At 50.6% G+C, this 21,557-nt stretch carries 23 protein-coding genes; 4 read left to right on the forward strand and 19 right to left on the reverse strand.

The window, feature by feature from the left end:
- Positions 1 to 89 precede the first annotated feature (89 nt).
- Entirely contained in the window at positions 90 to 230 is a 141-nt protein-coding gene (locus tag IPJ68_04635) for a hypothetical protein (protein QQR78335.1), read from the reverse strand.
- Positions 231 to 501: 271 nt separating this feature from the next.
- On the opposite strand from IPJ68_04635, the gene prfA reads away from it, so the two are divergent.
- Positions 502 to 1,602, forward strand: a complete 1,101-nt coding sequence (gene prfA, locus IPJ68_04640; GenBank protein QQR78336.1) for a peptide chain release factor 1 — start codon at positions 502 to 504, stop codon at positions 1,600 to 1,602.
- A gap of 111 nt (positions 1,603 to 1,713) precedes the next feature.
- On the opposite strand, the gene IPJ68_04645 is transcribed toward prfA, so the two are convergent.
- Positions 1,714 to 1,980, reverse strand: coding sequence for a hypothetical protein (locus IPJ68_04645; protein QQR78337.1), 267 nt, complete (start codon positions 1,978 to 1,980; stop codon positions 1,714 to 1,716).
- A 94-nt stretch (positions 1,981 to 2,074) separates the two neighbouring features.
- Between IPJ68_04645 and prmC the strand changes: the two genes are divergently transcribed.
- Entirely contained in the window at positions 2,075 to 3,052 is a 978-nt protein-coding gene (gene prmC, locus IPJ68_04650; protein QQR78338.1) for a peptide chain release factor N(5)-glutamine methyltransferase, read from the forward strand.
- A gap of 972 nt (positions 3,053 to 4,024) precedes the next feature.
- Complete coding sequence (locus IPJ68_04655) at positions 4,025 to 4,609, forward strand: hypothetical protein (protein ID QQR78339.1); 585 nt, start codon at positions 4,025 to 4,027, stop codon at positions 4,607 to 4,609.
- An 85-nt stretch (positions 4,610 to 4,694) separates the two neighbouring features.
- Here IPJ68_04655 and IPJ68_04660 read toward each other — a convergent pair whose 3' ends face one another.
- Genes IPJ68_04660 through IPJ68_04680 form a run of 5 tightly spaced genes read right to left on the reverse strand, consistent with a single transcriptional unit; the run spans position 4,695 to position 8,294 of the window.
- Entirely contained in the window at positions 4,695 to 5,150 is a 456-nt protein-coding gene (locus IPJ68_04660; GenBank protein ID QQR78340.1) for a DUF192 domain-containing protein, read from the reverse strand.
- A gap of 23 nt (positions 5,151 to 5,173) precedes the next feature.
- Positions 5,174 to 6,211 (reverse strand): undecaprenyl/decaprenyl-phosphate alpha-N-acetylglucosaminyl 1-phosphate transferase, encoded by a 1,038-nt coding sequence (locus IPJ68_04665; GenBank protein QQR78341.1) that lies wholly within the window; start codon positions 6,209 to 6,211, stop codon positions 5,174 to 5,176.
- A gap of 12 nt (positions 6,212 to 6,223) precedes the next feature.
- Complete coding sequence (locus IPJ68_04670; GenBank protein ID QQR78342.1) at positions 6,224 to 6,592, reverse strand: hypothetical protein; 369 nt, start codon at positions 6,590 to 6,592, stop codon at positions 6,224 to 6,226.
- Entirely contained in the window at positions 6,589 to 7,686 is a 1,098-nt protein-coding gene (locus tag IPJ68_04675; protein QQR78343.1) for a DNA recombination protein RmuC, read from the reverse strand. Before IPJ68_04675 ends, IPJ68_04670 begins: the two co-directional genes overlap by 4 nt.
- Positions 7,687 to 7,688: 2 nt before the next feature.
- Positions 7,689 to 8,294, reverse strand: coding sequence for a hypothetical protein (locus IPJ68_04680; GenBank protein ID QQR78344.1), 606 nt, complete (start codon positions 8,292 to 8,294; stop codon positions 7,689 to 7,691).
- Positions 8,295 to 8,444: 150 nt separating this feature from the next.
- Between IPJ68_04680 and IPJ68_04685 the strand changes: the two genes are divergently transcribed.
- Positions 8,445 to 10,925 (forward strand): hypothetical protein, encoded by a 2,481-nt coding sequence (locus tag IPJ68_04685; protein ID QQR78345.1) that lies wholly within the window; start codon positions 8,445 to 8,447, stop codon positions 10,923 to 10,925.
- A gap of 113 nt (positions 10,926 to 11,038) precedes the next feature.
- Here the strand turns inward: IPJ68_04685 and IPJ68_04690 are convergent, their stop codons facing one another.
- The 12 genes from IPJ68_04690 to IPJ68_04745 all read right to left on the reverse strand — a co-directional run bounded on the left by IPJ68_04690 (position 11,039) and on the right by IPJ68_04745 (position 21,544).
- Positions 11,039 to 11,545 carry an AAA family ATPase gene (locus IPJ68_04690; protein ID QQR78346.1) on the reverse strand — a complete coding sequence of 169 codons (507 nt, stop codon included), beginning with the start codon at positions 11,543 to 11,545 and terminating at the stop codon, positions 11,039 to 11,041.
- 1 nt (position 11,546) lies between these two features.
- Positions 11,547 to 12,089 carry an alpha/beta hydrolase gene (locus IPJ68_04695; protein ID QQR78347.1) on the reverse strand — a complete coding sequence of 181 codons (543 nt, stop codon included), beginning with the start codon at positions 12,087 to 12,089 and terminating at the stop codon, positions 11,547 to 11,549.
- Positions 12,090 to 12,168: 79 nt separating this feature from the next.
- Entirely contained in the window at positions 12,169 to 13,194 is a 1,026-nt protein-coding gene (locus tag IPJ68_04700; protein ID QQR78348.1) for a phosphotransferase, read from the reverse strand.
- A gap of 362 nt (positions 13,195 to 13,556) precedes the next feature.
- Positions 13,557 to 15,314, reverse strand: a complete 1,758-nt coding sequence (locus IPJ68_04705; protein ID QQR78349.1) for a cytochrome c biogenesis protein DipZ — start codon at positions 15,312 to 15,314, stop codon at positions 13,557 to 13,559.
- An 84-nt stretch (positions 15,315 to 15,398) separates the two neighbouring features.
- The gene (locus tag IPJ68_04710; protein ID QQR78350.1) at positions 15,399 to 15,956 is read right to left on the reverse strand and encodes a thioredoxin family protein; all 558 of its coding nucleotides are present in this window, start codon (positions 15,954 to 15,956) and stop codon (positions 15,399 to 15,401) included.
- A 48-nt stretch (positions 15,957 to 16,004) separates the two neighbouring features.
- Entirely contained in the window at positions 16,005 to 16,370 is a 366-nt protein-coding gene (locus IPJ68_04715) for a hypothetical protein (GenBank protein QQR78351.1), read from the reverse strand.
- Between the two features lie 2 nt (positions 16,371 to 16,372).
- Positions 16,373 to 16,582 (reverse strand): helix-turn-helix transcriptional regulator, encoded by a 210-nt coding sequence (locus tag IPJ68_04720; GenBank protein QQR78352.1) that lies wholly within the window; start codon positions 16,580 to 16,582, stop codon positions 16,373 to 16,375.
- Positions 16,583 to 17,005: 423 nt separating this feature from the next.
- Entirely contained in the window at positions 17,006 to 17,482 is a 477-nt protein-coding gene (locus tag IPJ68_04725; protein ID QQR79256.1) for a hypothetical protein, read from the reverse strand.
- Positions 17,483 to 17,831: 349 nt separating this feature from the next.
- Positions 17,832 to 18,269 (reverse strand): HIT family protein, encoded by a 438-nt coding sequence (locus tag IPJ68_04730; protein ID QQR78353.1) that lies wholly within the window; start codon positions 18,267 to 18,269, stop codon positions 17,832 to 17,834.
- Positions 18,270 to 18,318: 49 nt separating this feature from the next.
- Positions 18,319 to 20,811 (reverse strand): DUF87 domain-containing protein, encoded by a 2,493-nt coding sequence (locus IPJ68_04735; protein ID QQR78354.1) that lies wholly within the window; start codon positions 20,809 to 20,811, stop codon positions 18,319 to 18,321.
- A gap of 21 nt (positions 20,812 to 20,832) precedes the next feature.
- Positions 20,833 to 21,237: a hypothetical protein gene (locus tag IPJ68_04740; GenBank protein ID QQR78355.1), complete on the reverse strand. Its 405-nt coding sequence runs from the start codon at positions 21,235 to 21,237 to the stop codon at positions 20,833 to 20,835.
- Positions 21,238 to 21,241: 4 nt separating this feature from the next.
- Positions 21,242 to 21,544: a hypothetical protein gene (locus tag IPJ68_04745; protein ID QQR78356.1), complete on the reverse strand. Its 303-nt coding sequence runs from the start codon at positions 21,542 to 21,544 to the stop codon at positions 21,242 to 21,244.
- Positions 21,545 to 21,557 lie beyond the last annotated feature (13 nt).

Consider the following 21,557-nt stretch of genomic DNA (forward strand, 5'->3'; position numbering starts at 1 on the left):
TAACCGAAGAAGTTATTTGTAAAAATAAAAGGAACCCCAAGCGCGTGTTGCATGCGTAGGGGTTCAGGCAAAGACATGGCCTCCCGCTGCTAGACGGTGTCATTGTCCAGCAGGATAACCACTTTCTCACCTCGCCGGAGGGAAATCTCTTGGCTCTTAACATTGATGACGGGAGTATCTTCCCCTTCCCTGCTTGTGAGGGTCAAAGTACTCCCGACCTCCCCTGCCATAAAGAGGCACTTCTTATAGACATTGGTGGGCAGGATATAGGCCGCTCTAGTCTTCGTGGACGGCACCACCACAAAATAGAATGGTACATCCACCGGAATTTCATTGAGGGTCAATAGTTTAACGGTTGGCATTCTCGGTCTCCTAATACAATGATTGGATGGCGGGGTAGAAACTAATTGGGAAAGAAAAGTCGAAAAATCTTGACCGCTCATGGTAGCATAAGATGCGTGCGAAGTCAATCGTATGATACAGCTCTGATAAGCCACAAATATGAAAGATCTGATCGCGAAAATTGAATCAGAGGTACGGGAAATCGATGCTGCCCTGACGGCACCGGCGACTTTGAACTCGCCCGAGCGGCTCATGACCCTGGGCCGGCGCAAAGCCGAGCTGGATGTAATCATGGAACGAATCAATCGGCTCAAGGCAATCGACAAGAGTCTGAGGGAAAATGCCCAATTAACCCAGATAGATACTCAGACAGAGTCGGACGATGAATTGAAGGCCATGGCGCTCGAAGAAAACATCGCCCTTGCGAAGGAAAAAGACGCGCTGGAAACCGAACTGAAGTACCTCCTCCTCCCCAAAGACAAGAACGACGCCAAGGACATCATCGTCGAAATCCGGGCCGGCGCGGGTGGCGACGAGGCGAGCCTCTTTGCGGCCGAGCTCTTTCGCATGTATGCGCGCTATGCCGAACTGATGGGGTGGCAGACGACCCTCCTCGATAGCCATGCGAGTGAAGTCGGCGGCTACAAGGAAGTCACTTTTGAAGTGAATCGCGGCCGAAGTGCAACCTCCGTTTACCAGAAATTCAAATACGAATCCGGCGTGCACCGCGTCCAGCGCATCCCCGAGACGGAAAAAATGGGCCGGGTCCACACCTCGACCGTGACCGTCGCCGTCCTGCCCCAAGTCGATGACATCGAGATCGTCGTACGACCCGAGGATTTGCGTATCGATACTTTTTGTTCCTCTGGCCCCGGTGGTCAGTCGGTGAATACGACCTACAGTGCAGTCCGGATCACCCACCTCCCGACGAATCTGGTCGTCAGTTGCCAAGATGAGAAGTCCCAGATAAAGAACAAAGACAAGGCCATGAAGGTCCTCCGCGCTCGACTCTGGGAGGCCGAGGAGGAGCGCCAGCGCAAGGAACAGGGTGACGCGCGCAACAGCCAGATCGGCAATGGCGACCGCAGCGAGAAAATCCGCACCTACAATTTCCCCCAGGACCGCATCACCGATCACCGGGTCAAGGAGAATTGGAGCAATATCCCCGGCATCCTCGCTGGCAGCCTGGGCCCCATCCTCGACCTGCTCGAGACCGAAGACATGCGACTGAAGCTCGAAGCCGAAGGGAAGAAAGGGTAAAAATACTGAAAACGGTACCCTTCGACTTTGCTCAGGGTGGCCGCAAAGAGCGGCCAAAATGATTCAAGGCAGCCTGCGTAACACGCAAACTGCCTTGGGAAACAGTGTCGATCAAGGGGTTCGGGGGGTTCGAATGGCATTCAGTATGCCCCACACCACCCGGCCAGCAGCAAGGGCCGCGAGGAGCAAGAACATAAGCGCTGCAAGCAGCTCCCGCACGCTTGCCCCAGAAGAAGTATGTATGGACAATGTGACTGCCCACTGGGAAACACCTAGAAATAAGACTGTGAGGAATGCCGCCACCAGCGTGAATGCGTCTGACATCGTGAAATTGATGAGGGGCGGCGGATTACCTGTTTTGTTTTCTACTTCTGACATTTGAAGTCCTCCAAGTAGGGGCACTGCTGGTTAAATGGGAACGAACGACAACACAAGAAACTAGCACAATACTCGATAAATGTCAATTGAACTCATGCAAATGTCCCGCGGAAACAACTCATATAAACCACCCGGTTTGACCATCCATGAAGCCCTCCGGCTCTCTACTGATCTCCCCAGGCTCGACCGGGAAGTGTTGCTTTCCCATACCCTCGGCCAGGACCGCGTGTTCCTCATGGCACATGCCGAGATGAAACTGACACCGCATCAACTGAAACGCTATCGGGACTTCCTTGCCCGCGCTACGAAACACGAACCGATCGCGTATATCGTGGGGAGGCGTGAATTCTATGGTCGTGATTTTTCTGTCGGTCCCGGCGTCCTTATCCCACGCCACGAGACGGAGCTGATTGTTGAAGTGACAATCAGCAGAATGAAGAATATGGAATTAAGAATCAAGGATCAGAAACGAAAAAACAATTTCCAACAACGTTCTCCAGCCAACATTCAACACTCTCCACGCGTCGCAGTGATTGATGTCGGCACCGGCAGTGGCGCGATCATCATCAGTCTTGCAAAAGAATTTTCTTCCCGCAGCGGACTGCAAACATCCCGCTTCTCTTTCTTTGCTACTGACATTTCTCCGAAAGCACTCACTTATGCCCGGAAGAACGCCCGGCGGCATCAAGTAAACAAACAAATCCGTTTTAGTGCTTGTGATCTCCTTCGTACGATCGAAAAGAAGCTCTCTGCCTTCGATGAGGTCTTTATCATCGCCAATCTCCCCTATCTCTCCCCCGCACTCTACCGAAGCGTCGCCCCGAATGTGAGGCGCTATGAACCGAAAGAGGCGCTCGTAAGTGGCCGCGACGGACTAGCGCATTACCGACGCCTCCTGAACACACTCAACATACTGCACACTCACGGTCTGAAAGTGCATTTCTTCCTTGAAATAAGCCCTGAACAGACTGATCTATTTCCTGCGTTCTTCGCGGATATCGCACCTGGCTCGCCCTTCTCTATCTATCCCGATCTGGCTGGAAAACCGCGTGTCATCGACGGCTCCCTCTAGCATCTCGCCAAAACAAAAGCCCCGCTGATGCGGGACTCTTGTAAGAACGCGGCGTGCCAATTAGGCGCGGCGCTTGGCGGTCTTCTTGGCGGTCTTCTTCTTGGTCACCTTCTTGACGGCCTTCTTCTTGGTCACTTTCTTTTTCTTTGTTGCCATGGTAGGTCACCTCCTTCCAAAATTTTGTTTTCGCTCCCGTACGTTCACGGTCACGATGTTATTTTTCTTAATTGTTTGTGAAACATTTTTGTCTCACGCACGTGTGAAGTTTCTCACACACCATCAGTATACTCTCATAAAATAATTTGCATAGAGCAACTGTCAAGTGCTGCTTAATTTTTTTGTCATGCGCAGCGAAAAATAATTTCTTTTGAAAATAATTTGCATTCAGATGTGCGTAATTTTTCTCATATACATCTCACTGGCGATACTGAAATATATTTTATTCTTTATCACGCCGACATGTACTCGATGTCTTGATAATTGCTGTGCTGTGTTGATACCTCCGCTTCTCGATGATACATAGATTCCCACGAGTAAACCCGCGGGACCTACTCTACTGTCGCTCGCTTGGCTCGACGTACTCGAGCACGACTCCTCATCCACCCCTGGGGTTACCCGGGGCGCTCTGCCTGCGAGTGAGGACAAAGATTCTATCACCTCGAGAATCACTCTCCGGGGGCAGATTTCAGGCTTCATTAAGCAGAAAAGTAGATTCTTTGTCCAGATTGACACCCTACTTTTTCAACCGTACTATGAGAGCAGAAATGGGCAAGTGAGGCTCTTTTCAGATTGAAGAGGGCTCCCATTGGAGCTTCAACGCAAGCGGTACATTCACAAGATAATCTGTAAACCACCACACTCGAGGAAAGCACGTGAGTTTGATTCTGTCGCGAGCGGCATCTGCTGTCATCGAAGATCAGCCAGTACCTTTGTCGAGTGTCGGTAGTAAAGCTAGGAAGAGAGGTGACTCTTATGGAAGAAAACATGAACATGAACGAGGAAGAGCATGTCACTGATCAGGCCAAGGCCTGGCTCCAGGAAAATTTGCGCGTAATCGTCAGTTTCCTCATCGTCGCAGCGATCGCGCTCGGCATCTACTCCTACTCACAGCGATCGAACGAGACGGTCAGTACTTCAGATGATACGACAACCGCGAGCGACACTGGGACATTGAGTGGAGACAAAGCGACCGATGTGAAATCAGCCAATGGCCAGTCAAAGGTCACGACCACTCCGACCGAGCTGAGTCGAGAAACCGAGACTTCGTTTGTTGAGACCGCCACCAAAGGCGATGGGACGACCCATCTGGCCCGCCGTGCTCTCATGAATTATCTCGAGAAGACGCCCGATTCATCGCTCTCTGGTGAACACAAAGTCTACATCGAAGACTATCTCAGGAAGCAGCTTACGCAGCGCGGACCCCTCGCTATCGGCCAGTCAGCAGAATTCTCCAAAGACATGATCCGTCAGGCAATTGACCAGTCGAAGCAACTCAATGGCAAACAGCTCCAGAACTTGAAGAAGTATTCGAGCCGTGTCGCCGCCTACCGATCGTAACTCAGTCAGTCGAAGCAGCCATACGTACCTTTTCTGCAAATGCACCAAAAACCCCGGAACTCCGGGGTTTTTGGCTTTTTACAAGCTAGAACGAGCGCCAGTACCAGATCTGATCACCAGTCTCTAGGTCAGCGGCTTCCCCAGCGTTCAGTTCGAGCACCTGATCGACGGGGGTCGGTGGCATGACAATCTTCGGATCGCCCGGCTGAATCCCCCGTTCGATGAAAATAATCTCGCCTTGCGAAAGAAACACCATATCGAGCGGGAATCGCATCCCGTGCATCCAAAATCCATACCGTCCTGGCTGGCCGTAGAGGAACAGCATTCCCTTCTCCCTCGGCAAGCTATCGCGCTCACCGAGCCCAAGAGAGCGGAGCGCATCAGTATTGGCGATCTCGAGCTGCCACATCTGGCCCGAGGCAACGATCGCATGCGTCGGGAAGACGGGACCGGCCGGATCGAACGTGTCTGAGAGCCGCAGTTGGATTGCGACTGATACCAGCAGAGCAGCGAGTACAGCGATGAAAAATACTTTTCGCATTGAGGTAATCATGTGAAGTGTCTTCAAAGCGGGTGATGAGCCTCGGGCCGGGGGTACAACGAAACACGGAGTGATAATGAGAGGAGTAGGACGAATGCACCCGCAATGAGGAACACCAGAGCCTTACGGTTGCCTTCGATCGACAGGGCGAGGGTCGCCATCAACCCCGTCACCACCAGATAGACCGACGCAATTGTCACCGGCCGCCAACCACGTTCGAGAAAAAGGTGATGAAGGTGTCCCCGATCGGGGAGAAAAGGCGATCGACCGAGCATGAGTCGACGAAAGACAACGAATAGTGCATCAAAGACTGGTACCGCGAGCACTATTAGCAGCGTGGCGACCTTCATACCAGCATACAATCCAAGAACCGCAAGCACGAAGCCAAAGAAGTAGGCGCCACCAGTCCCCGAGAGTATACGCGCCGGGTACCAATTGAACAAGAGGAGTCCAAGAGCGAGACCTGCAAGGATTGCAGCGAGGATCGCGACAGTAGGCTGATTCACCTCTGGTCGGAGCGCCAAGAGGAAGAGTGTTCCGAAAGAGAGGAGCGCGATACCGGGCATCAATCCATCAGTTCCATCTGCCCAATTGATTGCGTTCACAATGAGGAGTACCCACGCCGCGACGCCGAACGCCGCCAGGGCTGGTGCAGGGTTACTCAGCCACTGGCCCAGATACACACCGACATCCAGCCGCATCCCAGCCGAGTACACCAAGAGACTGAGGAGGATCTGGAACGCGAGATGCCACGGCCAGACAATATGACCGAGGTCATCGGCTATCGAGAACATGAGGATAGCAAGCGATCCAACCCAGAGCGTCGCAAAAGGAGCATTCCACTCCAATCGGTTATCGCCAAGAAGCAGCAAGAGAAAGATACTCATCAGGACCGCTCCTCCCAGCCGGTAGAATCGTGGGATAGTAACTTCTCGTCCTGATTCCCGCCGCTCATAGCGCTCGCGAAAGTACGGGATTCGCATGCTAGACCAGAGAAATACGATCGAGAGTCCAAGCGCCCAGACCCACGAGACGAGGTAGAAGAGCGCTCCATGTTCCATACCCGTCCAACGTTAGGAGTTGATGGAGATAAGTGCTGCTATTGCCGTAACTTCTGACAGGACGACAAGAAACGCTCCGTACTCGAGGACAAGAGCCACCAGAAATGCTTGTCGCCGGGCGAGTACCTCCGCGAGAGCAAGGTTTCCACCAAAGAAGCCAAGACACATCCCCGGAACGAGATAGACTTGCCACCAAGCCCCAAGGATATCCACCCCAAAAAACGCATTGTAGCGAAGAATAAGTGTATCAGTCGAGGGACGGATGAAATAGGCCACCGCCACAAAAATCACGCATTGAATCACAAGTCCGCTCCACAAAATCGGCCTCCGGCTCTGACGAAAGAGTTCACTCGCCTGTGATGAAGCCGTCTCGGTCGTCATACGTCTCTCGGTAATTCCGCCGGGGCGGCCGCTACGCGTTCCTCGTCAGGTGCCGCGAGACGCGTCCGTTCCATCTGGTCACCCAGCCGCATCAGACGCTTTTCCGCATCCTCATACTTCTTATTGGCATTACCTATATGCTTGCCAACGAGCTCGAATTCCTCACTGAATTTCCCAAAATCTTGGCCGAGCCGCTCCAATTGGACGAACATTTCCTTTGCCCGCTTCTCGATCTGCATCCCCTGGAGCCCGAACATGATGGTCTTCAGATAGGCATAGAACGAATTGGGTGAAACAGGGATCACTCGCCGCTTGTTGAAATACTCATACAGCCCCTGATGGTCATCGTCTTTGATGATGATCTCGTAATACACATTCTCGGCCGGGATATACATGAGCGCCCAATCCAGTGTCCCCTCGCTCGGAAGAATGTATTTGGCGGCGATGGCGTCAACATGCTTCTTCACATCGGCGATGAATTGCCTGCGCGCGGCCGCCCGATCATTTTCGCCCTCGATGGAGATCACTCGTTTGAAGTTCTCGAGTGGGAACTTCGAATCCACGCTGATACTCCCGCCCCGGAGGGTGATGAGGGCATCGACGGTCTCGCCGGTCTTGAACATGTGCTGGAGCGTGTAGCAGTCGGCTGGAAGCATCTGAGAGAGGATATCGCCGAGCATCGCTTCACCGAAACCACCGCGAATCTTGGGCGCTTTCAGGATATCCTGCAGCGAGGCCACATCTTTGGTCACCTCAAGGATCTGCTCATTCGTCTTGCCCATTTCTGCGAGCCGCTCACGGACATCGAGAAACTGCCGGCCCGCATCATTGAGCCGCTTGTCGAGGCGCTCGGTGTTGTCGTTCAGACGCTTGTCCAAGGTCGTCTGCATATTGTGAAACTGCTGAGAGAGCGTGGCGGAAAATTGGTGCATGTCCTGACGCATCCCCTGGCCGAGATCAGTCACCTGATGCTCGAGTGCTGAGCGCTTCTCATCCAAGGCACGAAAGCGGTTCTGAAAAGCAATCACAGCCCACACCACCGCCCCTCCAGCGAGGAGTGCGATGCCAATAGCGATAATCGAGGATACCTCCATGGCTATTTGCGGATACCCGCGACGAAACGCTTGAGCTCCGCCACTTTGTTTACAACCTCCTCATAAGGCCCCTCGAGGAACTCGATGAAGAACCGATCGAGCATATTCAGCCGGTAGTGCAGCTCTTCACTGTTCATGAGAACGAAGCGAATTTCTTTGCCGGCTTCTGCCTCGAGGAATGCAATGGCCTGACGGAGTTTGGTCCGGTTGATATTGTTTACGACGAGGATCATGTCCACCTTGGATTTCGGATAGTTCAAAAAGAGGCCGCTGATGAGAATGAGCTTCACCTCGCCCACCGTCTTTAGTTTTCGAAAGACCTGCGACTGCGCATTCACGTTCAGCTTCGAGACGAGTGTCTTCATCTCCAGATAGAACGGAAAGTCGGTATTGCTCACGTACGATTTCTTCCCCTGACGCGATTTTTCCGTGACGAACTTCATCTTGGCGAGCCGCTTCACTTCACGCAGCACATCATTTCTTGAAAGCAAGGTCTTTTCGGTGATGTCAGCAATCGAAAACTCGACTTCAGGATTCATGGTGAAGAAACGGATGAGACGAGCTCTCGGGCGAGATCCAAAGAGCGCTTCAAAGAGCGCGACAGACATAAGAGAATACGGCCTTTACACGAGTTATCTGCGATAGCCCCAGTATACGAACGCAGCGCGAAAAAGTCAAAGCTAGTTTTTCTTCCTTTGAGGCTTGGTTGAGGGACAAAAAGCCGCTTTCTATTCTCATGTTGTGCTATACTCTAGAGTATGCGCTCACGCACCGACAGCCGGAGCAGCAAAGCCACTCCGGTCACGCTCGAGAAACACTTTAAAGAAATCGTCGTAGGAAGCGGCCGTTCCCAAGAACCGTATATCATCGCCTTCCACTACGCGAGCGACAATGTCTCGGGGTCTCCACTCGGGACGCTTTTTGGTTTCTTCGAAGTCGATATCCATGACCAAGACGCAGCCTATATCGTGAATTTCCTTGCTTCGGTCGCCAAGAAAGAATACTTTGCGAATTCACATCGGAGCCCGGTCGAGAGTTTCGAAGTCGCGCTCCACAAGATCAATGTCGCGCTCGCTGAGATCGTCAAACATGGCAATGTCTCGTGGCTCGGTCACCTGCACGGTGCCATCGGAACAATCAGCCAGAATACGCTCCATTTTTCCGTCACGGGTGACGGGCAACTGTATCTCGCCCGAGAAGAAGCACTCCGATTGATGAGCGATGGATTGGCTGATACCGACACTGAACCACATCCCCTGAAGACTTTCACCGAGGTCTCGAGCGGAGAACTATTCGATGCCGATATTGTCTTCGCATTCTCCCCCTCCGTCTGGTCGCTCTTCTCTCCCGACGATCTCCGCCGCAGCCTCAACCGACTCGGGCCAGCTGGTTTCGAGCAATTCCTCCGGACCGCACTCATAAACGAGCTTCCCATCGCGGCTGTCACCCTGGTCACCTGTTCAGCACCCACCATACTGCAGTCCGAAGAGGCACCGAAAGAATCTCAAAAGCCGGCCGTCAGCCTCAGCAATGTCTGGAGTGGGAAACCGTTTGACGAAGCGCTCCAGAAAAGGAAGTCTCCGGATACTCCCAAGCAGAAACCCGATATCATCGAGACGCCGCGAGAAGAATACACCGACCAGAAAACTGGTCACATCTATCTCCAAGCTTCAGCCGAAGAAACTTTTGAGGAAAATGAGAGTCCTTGGAAAGAGCGCTGGGAGCTCTTTTCACACACGTTTGGAGCCAAGACACGCAACTGGGGTATCGCCCTCCGGAAAATCACGCGCCGCATCAGTAAAGTTGGCTCCCTCACCTTGGCCTCACTGGGCCAGCAAACAGGCCGCCTGAGCCGCTCACTCAATCGCCGCACTCGGAGCCTGAAGCGGGCCCTGGAAGAAAATCGACAAAGAAAGCGCCAAGAAAAAGAACAGATCGCGCGCCTCAAGGCGGTCGAGGAAGCTACTCGACCGAACATCGAACCGGAACCAGTGCCCGAAGAGGAAGTCGTCGTCCGACCGGTCGCCTCCCTCATTGTGCCTTCACCTTCGAGCGAACCCGTGCCCCCTAAGGAAACTACTCCTCAATCATCTGAGCGCGTGCGCCGCTTTTTCACCCGTGAGCCGCGCCAGGAAATGACTTTCGGCAATGAAGCGAGGCAGCGGCTCACCCGATGGAGCGCGCGAATCGTGGCCTCCAAGTCTGTCTTGCTCCCGGCACTCGGGAATATCAGGGCTGTCTCGAAAAACCTGGCGCTCCGAATCAACCAAGCCCTCCAGTCCTTGATCCATTACGGCCGGACACAGTGGGACAATGGCTCTGTGAAATACCGATGGATCTTCTCTGTCGGTGGAGTGATCGTCCTCGGCATCCTGGCGTACTTGATATGGCCAAGCACGGAAACACCGCCTGTGGAAACCGTGACACCTACCCCTTCGCAGGAAGCCCCAGCTGCACCGGTTTTCCCACCCGCCGAGGAGCCACTCGCTACTCTGCTCGCTGGCAGTCGTCTCATCTTCCCGACCAACAACTCGCGTTCCATCGCTCTCGTCAACATCAACGACACCCCATTCCTCATCACCGAGAGAAGCATCGTCAATCTCCAGACGCAAGAATCGACGACAGCCCCGGAAACGATCCGTCACGCGACAGCGATGGATGATCTCGATGCAATCTTCACCGTCGGGGAATCCGGGTCGCTCTCTCTCTGGAGTACGGTTACGAAGAAATTTGAAAAAAATACCCTCCCTCTGCCGGCCGGAGCGCAGGTATCGGCCATCGGTTCTTATCTGACCTATCTCTATGTCCTCGACCGAGAAGCCGGCATCATCCACCGTTTTCCGCGCGCCGAGGGCGGCTTCGGTCCCGCGACGACCTGGTCCAAAGAATCCGTCGCAACAGGTGAAGAGACATCTTTCGCGGTGCATGAAAACATCCTGCTCGGCGATGTGTCTGGCCAACCAGCACTCTACAGTCGCGGCAAAAACACCCACGTCGGCTTCACTGGACCGATCGCACCACTCGCTCTCGATCAACTCGCCTTCGATACCCGCTCTGGTGATGTCCTCGCACTCGATCGAATAAACAAGCGCATCATCCGCTGGTCGGTCACCGGTACACTCCTCGCTCAGTACTTCCATACTTCTTTCAACGAAGTCGAGGCCTTTGCTGTCTCGCCAGATGGAACAGAACTTCTCGTTTCACACCAAGGCGCTACTACCGCTTGGCGGACACAATAGCAGCATGTGGTGTTCTGAAACACTGCAAAGTGTAAATGAATCTAATAGCCTATTCAAGCCATTTTTTAGGATGGCTTTGGGGTCAAGATAGGTTAGCTGGGGGAAATATGCCCTCATACAGCTTTTTCTACTAATAAATAAGTCTCCTCAAGAGAAATGAGGGAGGTATCTATAATAACCGCGTTCGGTCTTTTACCTTTCATGTCTTCAATCTGATGCCAGAAAGCCTCACATTTTTCGGGAGTGAGTAAGCCTCCTTCTTTCCATCCGCGGGCATGAGCTCGCTCCATCACAACAGCTTTGGATGCCCATAGGATAATCTCCTTCACTTCTGCTCCTTTTTCCCCTGCTATTTCATAATACGCATCCAGCACCTCAATATCAAACTGCATCTTATCAATAATCACATCGTACCCCATATCCAAACAGGTGCTCACCATACTTTCGGCAAGTTCAAGACTTGCCATCCTGCTTTCATCTCGTTTCTCTTGATACTCACTAAAAAGTCTCCTCAAACTATCTATGTCCAATAAAAATGAGTGGTGCCGACTCTTATGAAGCCTCTCAGCTATGGAACTTTTTCCCACACCACACGGCCCATTGATAATAATGATTTTCATATTAGCTTTTGATCAATTCGACTAAGAGCGGGAATTCCTTGTACGGTTGATTATAGGTCGTTGATCCCATATGACCGTCGTGACGAACGATGAGTTTGCCTCCAAGGTTGTCAGCCATTATCTTTCCTTGTGTATCATCACAGCCCCACGGATCATTATCTGAATTGATAAAAATAAATTCCTTGGCATGAGGTCGGATAACATCCCAATGTGGCTCTTCTTCATTCTCGCCTTCTGCACTCTCTCTCAGTAATTTCGCATACCCTGAGACAAGGATAGCTTTCTTGATTTTAACATCGATTTTTTCAAGGACACTGAGAATCACCTGAGCTCCAGCCGAATGACCAATCAAAACCGTTTCTTCGGTAAAGGTACCATTGGAAAGAATAAAGGGTAACCAGTCCATCCGGTTCGGATGCTCGTCGTTTGGTAGTTGTGGGAGCCAGACATCATATCCCAATTTTTCCAATTCGTTTTTCAGATAGGGAAACCAAAATTCATCTTTTTTTGTTCCCGTCCCATGAAGAATGATAGCGTTTTTCATAAACTATTGACTGAGGATTTGGAACGATGTTGAGCCTATTAATATTGCTATTTCAAACCTACAAATGCGACTCCGGGTCTTATAAGCTTTTAGAAATAAGTGCCAAGAGTTCTCCTCTCCTATCTCGAAGAAAGACGACTTTGTTGAACTCTGAATCAAGTGAAGGGTCAGTTTTGAAATGCTCGAGATAATAATGATCAGAAAGAGGCCAGGTCAATGTAAGAAGTTTTTGATACCAGGCTTCTATTGCATACTCTAGTTCCCCTAACTCAAAAGTAAAACCACAGGTGCTCGTATACCCTCTCAAAAAAGCATTCGCCACATCTCTCTTGTCCTCTAAATGATCAAAGCCCCTTCTGACCACACACATATTAAATGATCGGATAAACTCATTATAGGGGTTTTCCATTCCGCTTATATCCCAATCACACACTCCAATAATCACTCCAGCCTCATTAAAAAGAAGGTTAGCGGTATGGTAGTCTCCGTGACAAATCGTCAACTCTTTCTCTTGTTCAACGAAAGTACGTTTTTGTAGAAGATTGGTTTTCAGTTCAATAAAAGCTAGGGCCTTGTTGTCGTATTCGTCTTTTACTTCCTTCTCGTTGATTTCCTTCTGCATCTTTTCAAATTTGGACAGACTTTCCTCCTTACTATCTGAAACCCAAGCCGAAATACGTTTGATAGATTCAGGAACTGCAGTAGTACGAGACACGGCGTGGATTTTACCCAACATCTCTCCTAAGTGATACGTGAATGCTATCCGTTCAGCTTCAGAAGAGTGATACTCTGCATGAGCAATATAGGGAAAGATGGAGTAAAACTCGCCGTCAACATCCGTATGTAGTTCTCCTTTTTTATTCTTTATTGGAAGAACGACGGGGACATCTGAGTGATCTTTGACAAAGCTTGCCGACCTTTCAGAATTTTCGATCTTGAGTAAATCTGCTCTTTTATGCTTCTTAATAAAATATGTATTTCCACTTTTGTCTTCAACAATAAGATTTTTAGTACTGATTCCTTTTTCAGGCTCACGCACAAAACTAAGTTGGGTGAAACCATACTCTTTCGCAAGATTATCTAGAATAGGCTGAAACTCGGACATCTTTGAGATATTATGATTGAGCTTATTATACCAGACTTCGCCCCGCCATTTCATCCATCAAAAAAGAGGCTCTCTCAAGCCTCCAAAAGCGACCACTCTCACAGCATGTGGTGTTCTGAAACACTACAAAGTGTAAATGAATCTAATAGCCTATTCAAGCCATTTTTTAGGATGGCTATAGGATCAAGTAGGGATAATTCAGGAGAGTAAGCGTTCATATACCCCTATTATCTCAATTTCTCCCATTGTGAGCAATCCTCGCTTGGCGGGACAGCTTTCAAACATTGCAGTGGGAACAGGCTTTCCCTGATCTAGCAATTGCTACTCAACAAATTAATAGACTTTTAGGCCTGGTATAAAAATCAAGAGAAGGTAAACGCATACACCGCTGTCCCTGGCGTTTCGAATTCTAAGCGAAGCATATGCTCTCCAGACACCCCTTTCCCGTCAAAGAGCTCGTAGAGCCTCTCTGTATCGACTAATACCTTTCCATCAATAACATCTTTACCCGACAGTTCCTTCGTAATCGGATTCTGATCCAGAAAAACTTTTACGCTCGCCGACGAAGCATTATCTGGTGGAGCCAGAACCAGAAAAACCTTCTTCCCTTTGAAACGAAGAGTGAGCATCGTATCACTTCCAGCGATCGCTCTTTCCGATTCGACTTTCCAGATTCCAGTGTAAGCAAAATAATCTTGTTTCAGTGTAGCTGGCGCAGTAAATATCTGCGCTTCTCCGGTCACTCGTTCGGGTGATAGAAACCGCTCCATACGTGAACTCCCAAGGTATGTTTCCGGGGTCTGGCCTCTCCCAGGAGTATCCGCCACAATTCCCAGAGTATCGGTACTCGCTTTTCTTCCTGCTTCTTCAAGAAGACTCTGAATAGCCTGTTCCGTTTCTTTATAATTCCCTTCCCCGAAATGATATTCGCGTATCCTCCCTTCTGTATCAATCAAATAATGCGCCGGCCAATAGCGATTGTTGTAGGCTTGCCATGTGCCATAATTGTTGTCCTGAGCCACAGGATAATTGATCCCGTACCGTGCCAGGGCATCAACAACGTTCGTTGTCTTTTTCTCAAATGCAAATTCTGGCGTGTGCACCCCAATCACCACAAACCCCTGGTCTTTGTACTTCTCATACCAGCCAGTCACATAGGGAAGTGTCCGGATACAATTGATACAGCTATAGGTCCAGAAATCTATAAGTACAACTTTGCCACGCAATCCCTCCATGGTCAGTGCTGAGTCAGTATTGAGCCATTTCTCTATGCCCACGAATTCTGGTGCTTGCCCATATTGAGGGAGATTGCTTTTCATATTTGATTTAGTCTCCTCTTTCTTAAGAAGTGAACTTTCTCTATCAACGCTCTTCAATTCATCAAGTTTCTGTTTCACCGTATCATTTTTCTCGAGCCCGTTTAAAAAACTCTCATAACTCGGAAATGTATCCAACAGCTTCGTTTGAAGTATCTTGTCATACCCGGTGTAAATTGCTCCAGCCGCCAAAATCATAATCAGACCAAATGACTGCTGGATGCGTTTGGTATAGGGTGCCAGTGCCCTGGTCTTGGTCAGTACCTTTTTCCCTAAAACAGCCAGGACAAAGAGTGGGAGCGATACGCCGAGCACAAACGCCAATGTTACGAGCACCACCTGGAAGCTGACGGCCTGAGTCGCGGCCAGAGTGGCGATCGTCGCCAGAATTGGCCCAGCACAAGGCGACCACACGAGACCCAAGGCAAAGCCCGTAATGAAACCGCTCCAAAAACCTGTGCCGGAATTTTTCGTAAACCGTCCGCCGATAGAAGCAAACCGACTCACCACTCCCTCCAGTCGCGCTCCCAAAGCTGGAACGATAAGAGTCAATCCCAAAAGAGCTATCACCAAGACAGCAAACAGGCGCAAAACCTCAGGATCGAACGGGATGACTTGAACGACAAAAGCAAGGGCGAGCGTTGCCAGCATAAAGCTCACCGCCAAACCTGTTACGATACCAAGGGGCTTCCGCTCACCACCAGTCGCCCCCGCTGACAACACAATAGGGAGAATCGGCCAAATACACGGCGCAAAAATCGTCACTACCCCAGAAAGAAATGCAAATATGATGAGAATGGTCATACTGTTTTGAAAAAATATTACCAAGGGGAACAGCTCTGCAGAAACTGTCCCGACTTCGTACTACTTTTTACTTTGATAGAATCGCTATTTCACCTGAGTAAGCAGTTCGCTCAACCCTTCACTCCCAGACCATTTAGCAATCATTTTTCCCATCGCATCCACCTGCACCAATGTATGCTGGTAGGTGACGCCATACTGCTTCTTGAGGTCAGTGTACTTGTCATAATCCACATCAAGAACCAGTGTGTTCTGTGGGATCTGACTAAGATTGGCTTTGATATTAGCATCTAGAGCACGGCACGTCGGACACCAGGAAGCGCGGAAAAAAAGCACTACCTTGCCATCTTTGGCAAAAGCAATCTTTGATGCGTCGTATGAGACATACTGCCCCCCTTTGACCATCATCGCGTTGTCCTGTTTCATCATGGCATCTTCTTTGACCATTGTTTCTGCTTTCTTTTCCATCATGGCCTCAGGTTGCTTCATGACCTCTTCTTTTTTCTCCATCGCCACTTTTTCAGCCATGGCTTTTTCTTCCATCATGGCTTTGTCTTTCATGGCCTGCTGGTTAGATGTGTACCACCAACCACCAAGAACAACAACCACTCCAAGCGCAAGGGCTCCCACTATCATTTTATTCATATTTTTCACCTCCTTTCATATTTATGATTTATCACTCTGTACGATATTTTAATATCGCTTTTCTGCATACAATCGACCTACAATTTTTGCCAAAACCATCCCGGTCAATACAAACGGTAACCATGGATCAATCTTATGTGATAATGCTTGAACAATAATGCCCATAAGGAGAAGAGCTCCTCCAGCCGTATAAGCAAAACGAGTACCTATGAAACGATGGAGTTGTTCACGTTCATCCACGACGAGCTCCTTCCAAAGAAACATAGCAAAAAGAGCAAATAGCGTCACAATTAGACCGAGCAGTGTCATATGAAAAGCATCCGTCATCCAAAAGCCAAACGGATTAGCAAACCAAACGAGGAAAATTACAAGTAATACCGCTACGGCCGTTTCCGAAAAAATTTTCGACATCATACTCATGACTTTTTAATGGTGAATATTTTCTCCACTGGAACACAAAAAAACTGAGCGATTTTCATCGCCAGTAAAACAGAGGGGGTATAATTTCCTTTCTCAAGCGCAATAATAGTCTGCCGTGTAACGTTTACGGCCAGAGCCAACTCTTCTTGCGTCAGCCCCCGTAGTTTCCGCAAGTTTTCTATACTATTTTCAATTATTTCCTGCATACGATATGTAAAACTGACTTTACATTTCTATTTTAGACTAACAATACAATATGTCAAGCTTACTTTACATTTTAATTCCATAGTTCGAATCCCGTTTTAGACATCAAAAAAGAGGCTCTCTCAAGCCTCCAAAAGCGACCACTCTCACAGCATGTGGTGTTCTGAAACACGATCTTCAAGATGAAGACGATGAGCCAGGAACGTGGTTGAAGTCAGTTAAAGAACGAGGGCGACCGTATGACCTATCCTCATTGATCCCTCTTTCAATCACTGTGAACAACGCTCGTTGAGCGAAGCCTCCGAGCGTTCGTGTGGGAGCAAACTTTCTCGGTCTGACCGTTTTACACCGAAAAATACAATGAGATCCTCGCGCTCATTGAAAAAAATGGGGCATTCCCATCGATGGGAGTGTCGGTCGACCACCTACAGTATCTGCCCAACGATCACGACATAATTGTGACCATATTTCTTGGCACATTTAGGACAGGTAGTATACCACAGGTACCTTTTTTTGATCGAATAGCCTTTGCTTAGCGTAGTGTTCTCAAAATCTTTCATCCACGTGCCGGTCTCTTTGAAGTTCCCCTCATAGACCTTGCTGAAATATTTCCCACTCATAATTACGTTTTCCGCGTCGGATATCTCTTTATCCACCGCCAGATACAAATCCATATTCCATTTTGATGTATGGTCAGATAAACATATATATTCAGGGGTTTGTGCACCAGCGTTCTCTACTTTCCCGGTGATTCTCTTCATCACTTGGCCGAAATTAATCGGCATATAAAACACAGTACAAACTTTGTCTTTGATGAATCGCTTATTCTCCCAACTAAATTCTTTGTTGTCCCAAGGTGTGGGATCAAATCTGAGGCAACATTCTTCCTTCTGGTTATTCACATATTTGTCGATTAAGATATTATTCATAGCATTCGCTAAATGTGATTAGATTCCTCCCTCCCAACCGAAAAATGAAAGGGATACATTTCACCGCTATTATACACCCAGATTCCGATCGACTCCTCGGAGTACAAAAATGAGGTTTCCATTAAGCCTCAGGTACCAACCTCTCTCAGGACTTGCAGAGTCCCGGACCGCTTCACTCGGGGAATAACGCCGAGACTGCTATACCCGCGCGCCCTGAGCCATCTGCATGCGGGACATGATTTCCTAGTTCACGCTCCGGGCATCGCGATCGTTAACGTTGCTCACGTCATTCCGCCAACCCACAGTCTCTGAGGCTCTTCGCCTACAACTGGTCGATTGCGTTGCGCAATTCTGCCACCAGGGACTGAAGCTCGCCATCGGACATGATCGCTCGGACACCATGCGCGTGGTCCAAGTCACCGAGACGGATATCAGGGATGAAGTGATAGTGAAGGTGTTCGACGCTCTTACCACTCCCCATCCCCTCCCGAACCATGAGCGTAAAGCTATCATACCCGAGATAACGGAGAAGACGAGCACTCTGGTGAGCGAGGTCCTGGATATCGGCAAGCTCCTCCGGACTGAGTTGGAGGAACGATTTTTTGTGCTCATTCGGGACGATCAGTAAGTGATGCTTGTGATACGGGGCCAGCGCGTACGTGACATAGGCGGTTTTGTTTTCGAAGAACCTACGGTCATCCGATGCACAAAACGGGCAGGTTCCTGGAGGCAATGCGTCGATATAATCAGAATATCTCATAGAAACACAGGTTACTCTTTACCTTGATTCATCTCCGATAGACTCGCTCCTATACCTTGGCACCTTCGGCCATCTGCATGCGGGACATGATTTCCTGGTTCACAATCCGGGCATCGCGACCATAGCGCAGGCGCGAGAGTTCCTTCAAGGCGTTAGCGACTTCTTGGTCACCCGATGTCGGCGGGTAGGTCTTCAAATTGAACGGCTTGGTCAGCTCATTGTTCATGAGAAGCCGAGCGAAGGCCTGATAGTTATCGACGTTTACCATGTCGTGAGCCGTGAAGACCGGCGCAAACTGTTTCTCGAGAAACTCCGAGTCCTCGGGGCCAACCCGGAACGCGACAAGCGAACCGACATTGCCGAAAACTGCCTTGGAGATCTCTTCCTTCAGCTGTCCGATGAATTGATGAGCAAGGATAAGGACGAGCCGATACTTGCGCGCCTCGGAAAGGATCTGTGCGATGGACGTCGTAGTCACATTCTGGAACTCATCGAGGTAGAGGTAGAAATCGCGTCGCTCGGCCTCGGGCTGATCGACCCGCGACAGAGCCGCCATGAGGATCTTGCCGACGACGACCATACCGAGGAGCCGGGCATTGATCTCCCCGATCTTACCTTTGGAGAGGTTGATGAGGACGATTTTCCCCTGATCCATAAGCTCGCGGAAGTTCAACGCACTTTCCTGCTGCGCGATGATCGGCCGCATCATGTCGTTACTGATGAAGGTGGTCAGTTTTGACGTGATGTACGGAACCATATTGGCGAGCGCCGCCTCGCCACCCGCCTTCTCGGCCTCCTTCAGCCAGAAGTCACGGACGATCGGGTTCGTGCAGTGGGCCAGTTTATAGCGTCGGAATTCCTCATCCGCCAAGACTTTCGGGATCTCCATGAGAGTCGATCCACTCTCGGGGTGCTCCATGATGAGGAGCATGGCGTTGCGCATATACTGCTCAAACATCGGGCCGCCCGTCGCCTTCATATCGTACAACTGGTCGAAGATGCCGATCATCTCATTGATGACGAAGGTCTTCTGCTCGGGGTGATTGGGATCGTACTCGAGCATATTTATACCGATCGGCCGGGCGATATCGGCTGGATCAAACACGATGACATCCTCGGCACGCTCCTTCGGGATGGCCGTCAGGATGTCTTCGATCGCATCCCCGTGCGGATCGATGAAACAGAAACCTTTGCCGGACCGAGCATCCTTCTTCGCCATCTCCTGTAGGTAATTCGACTTCCCGACACCGGTCTGACCGATCACATACATGTGGCGGCGGCGATCATTGTCGGTGATGCGGATCTCTGTCTTGGCATTTCGGTAGTCGTTGAAGCCGAGGAGGAGCCCATCCTTCGGGACATTGATCGGTGGTGGTGCAGCACCCGCTTTCAACCATTTGATCTTCGGCGTCTCGGTGGTCGAGATCGGGAAGTGGAAGAAGCTGGCGACTTCATCCGAAGTGAGGACCATAGCCGAATCCGGATCGAAATTGCGGAAGATGTAATGATAGGCAGCTTTCTTCGATGAGATCCGCTTTTTGACGCGGAAGCTGTTCACTTCCGGATTCTCAAACTGAGAGAACGCGTTCTCCAGATGGCTCAGGATAGCTTCGGCACGAACCTTTGTCGCAGCAGAGGCGAGGAGACGGATATTCACTGAGAATGCCGCCTGGCTTGCTTTCGCGTCGATCGTCTTCACGAGTTCTTGTTCTTCAGGCGTCAATACCACCGGTTTTTTCTCTTCCTGACTTTGAGTCTTCGCGTCCTGTTGGAGTACCACACGGCCCACGCCCTGCAAGGCCGACTTGCCAACCATCGCTGCAAATGACTCCGGGTGAGCATCCTCAAGCCGCTTACCTTCCTGCATCTTTTGCGCGATATGCCGACTCCCCTTGCGCCAACCGATGGGGGCCGGAGCGAGCACGATTTGGATGGCAGCACCTTCCGACACCGTCTCCAGTTTCGACAGCGCATTGGAAATCTCATTCAAGGGGTCAACCAGGAGCGTCTTGTAGGTTTTCAGCGGAAGCGCGAAGCCAGCTGAGAGTTCAAGGAGCGAGACGGCTGTCTCCCCCGCCGGAGAAAAAATCGTGTAGTCCGGCACCTTCTCAATGGCCGACTGCGGGAAAAAACTGTGAATCTGCTTCTCGACACTTTCCCGATAGTGCTTCGGAACGGACAGATAAAAGAAGATTTCCTCGCTCGAGGACGGATTGGCGATCTCGAAGACGATATGTGGTGGCTCGAAGAAAATATGCTTCCACCACGGAAAATGCCGCTTGAGCGACGCGAGCGAGGTGAGGAGCTGATCCATCGCCCGGATTTCCTCCCGCCACTCCTCGGCCGTGTGCGCGGTACCCTCGGCGACTTGCTTCTTGCTCACCTGGACAGTCTCGAGATCGAGATTGAGCGATTGCGAAACTTCAAACCGTATCAGGAGAAAACTCTTCACGACGAGGAAAATCCCCGAAACAAAAGCGAGTAGGCCCGAAAGGTATGCCAACGGAAGGAGCACGACATTCAAATCGAATTCGGAGAGCATGCTGTTTGTTTTTGTTGAATCCTATTCTCCTTGGATCAGCCCCTTCGCCTTCAGTGCTTCATAGAACCGGTCGGCGAGTTCGTCATGCATCGTGTCGAGGACATAGAAATCATTCAGCTTGCGAGCGACTGCTACAGCGTGGGCGACACCCTTCACTTGTGCGAGCTCGACGAGTTGCGTCACGCGACTCGCTGCATCCATCGCCTGACCCATTTGTGCTGCGTCCGTATCGATATCATCCGTCGCCGCCGCTGACTGAGGGCTCGACTGAGAGAGAATCGCGGCGTACTTTTCGTTCACCTGCTCCGCGACCCGTTCACCCGTCCGCTCGACAGCAGGCGCACCCTCGGCTCCTGGATGCGCCGGGACGATCGGTTCGGCAGCAACAATCGGCGTTTCTTTTTTTCGAGAGAGAAATTCCCACATAGCCTTAGGCAGTAGCCTTGATGTCTTTCTTGAACTGATCGACGATGTTTTGGACGAAGGCGCTGTACTCCGGTATGCGCTCGTCGAGGAATTTCCCGACTGCCGCCTCGGATGGTGCCGTCTCGATGAGTGCTTCGTAGTCCGTCATCCCCTGTTCGCCGAGCCGCTCCATTGTTTCCATAAAGATGCGTTTCAGAAGTGCTTCGAGCATCTTGGCGAGGAGCTCTTCTTGCTTCGGCTTCGGCAAACCCGCGAGCGCGAGCGATTCGATGAGTTCCGCTTCGATTTTCGAGTAGTCGATATCCATAAGTATCTATTTT

Source organism: Candidatus Moraniibacteriota bacterium (assembly GCA_016699425.1).
Taxonomy (GTDB): domain Bacteria; phylum Patescibacteriota; class Minisyncoccia; order Moranbacterales; family UBA1568; genus SSEF01.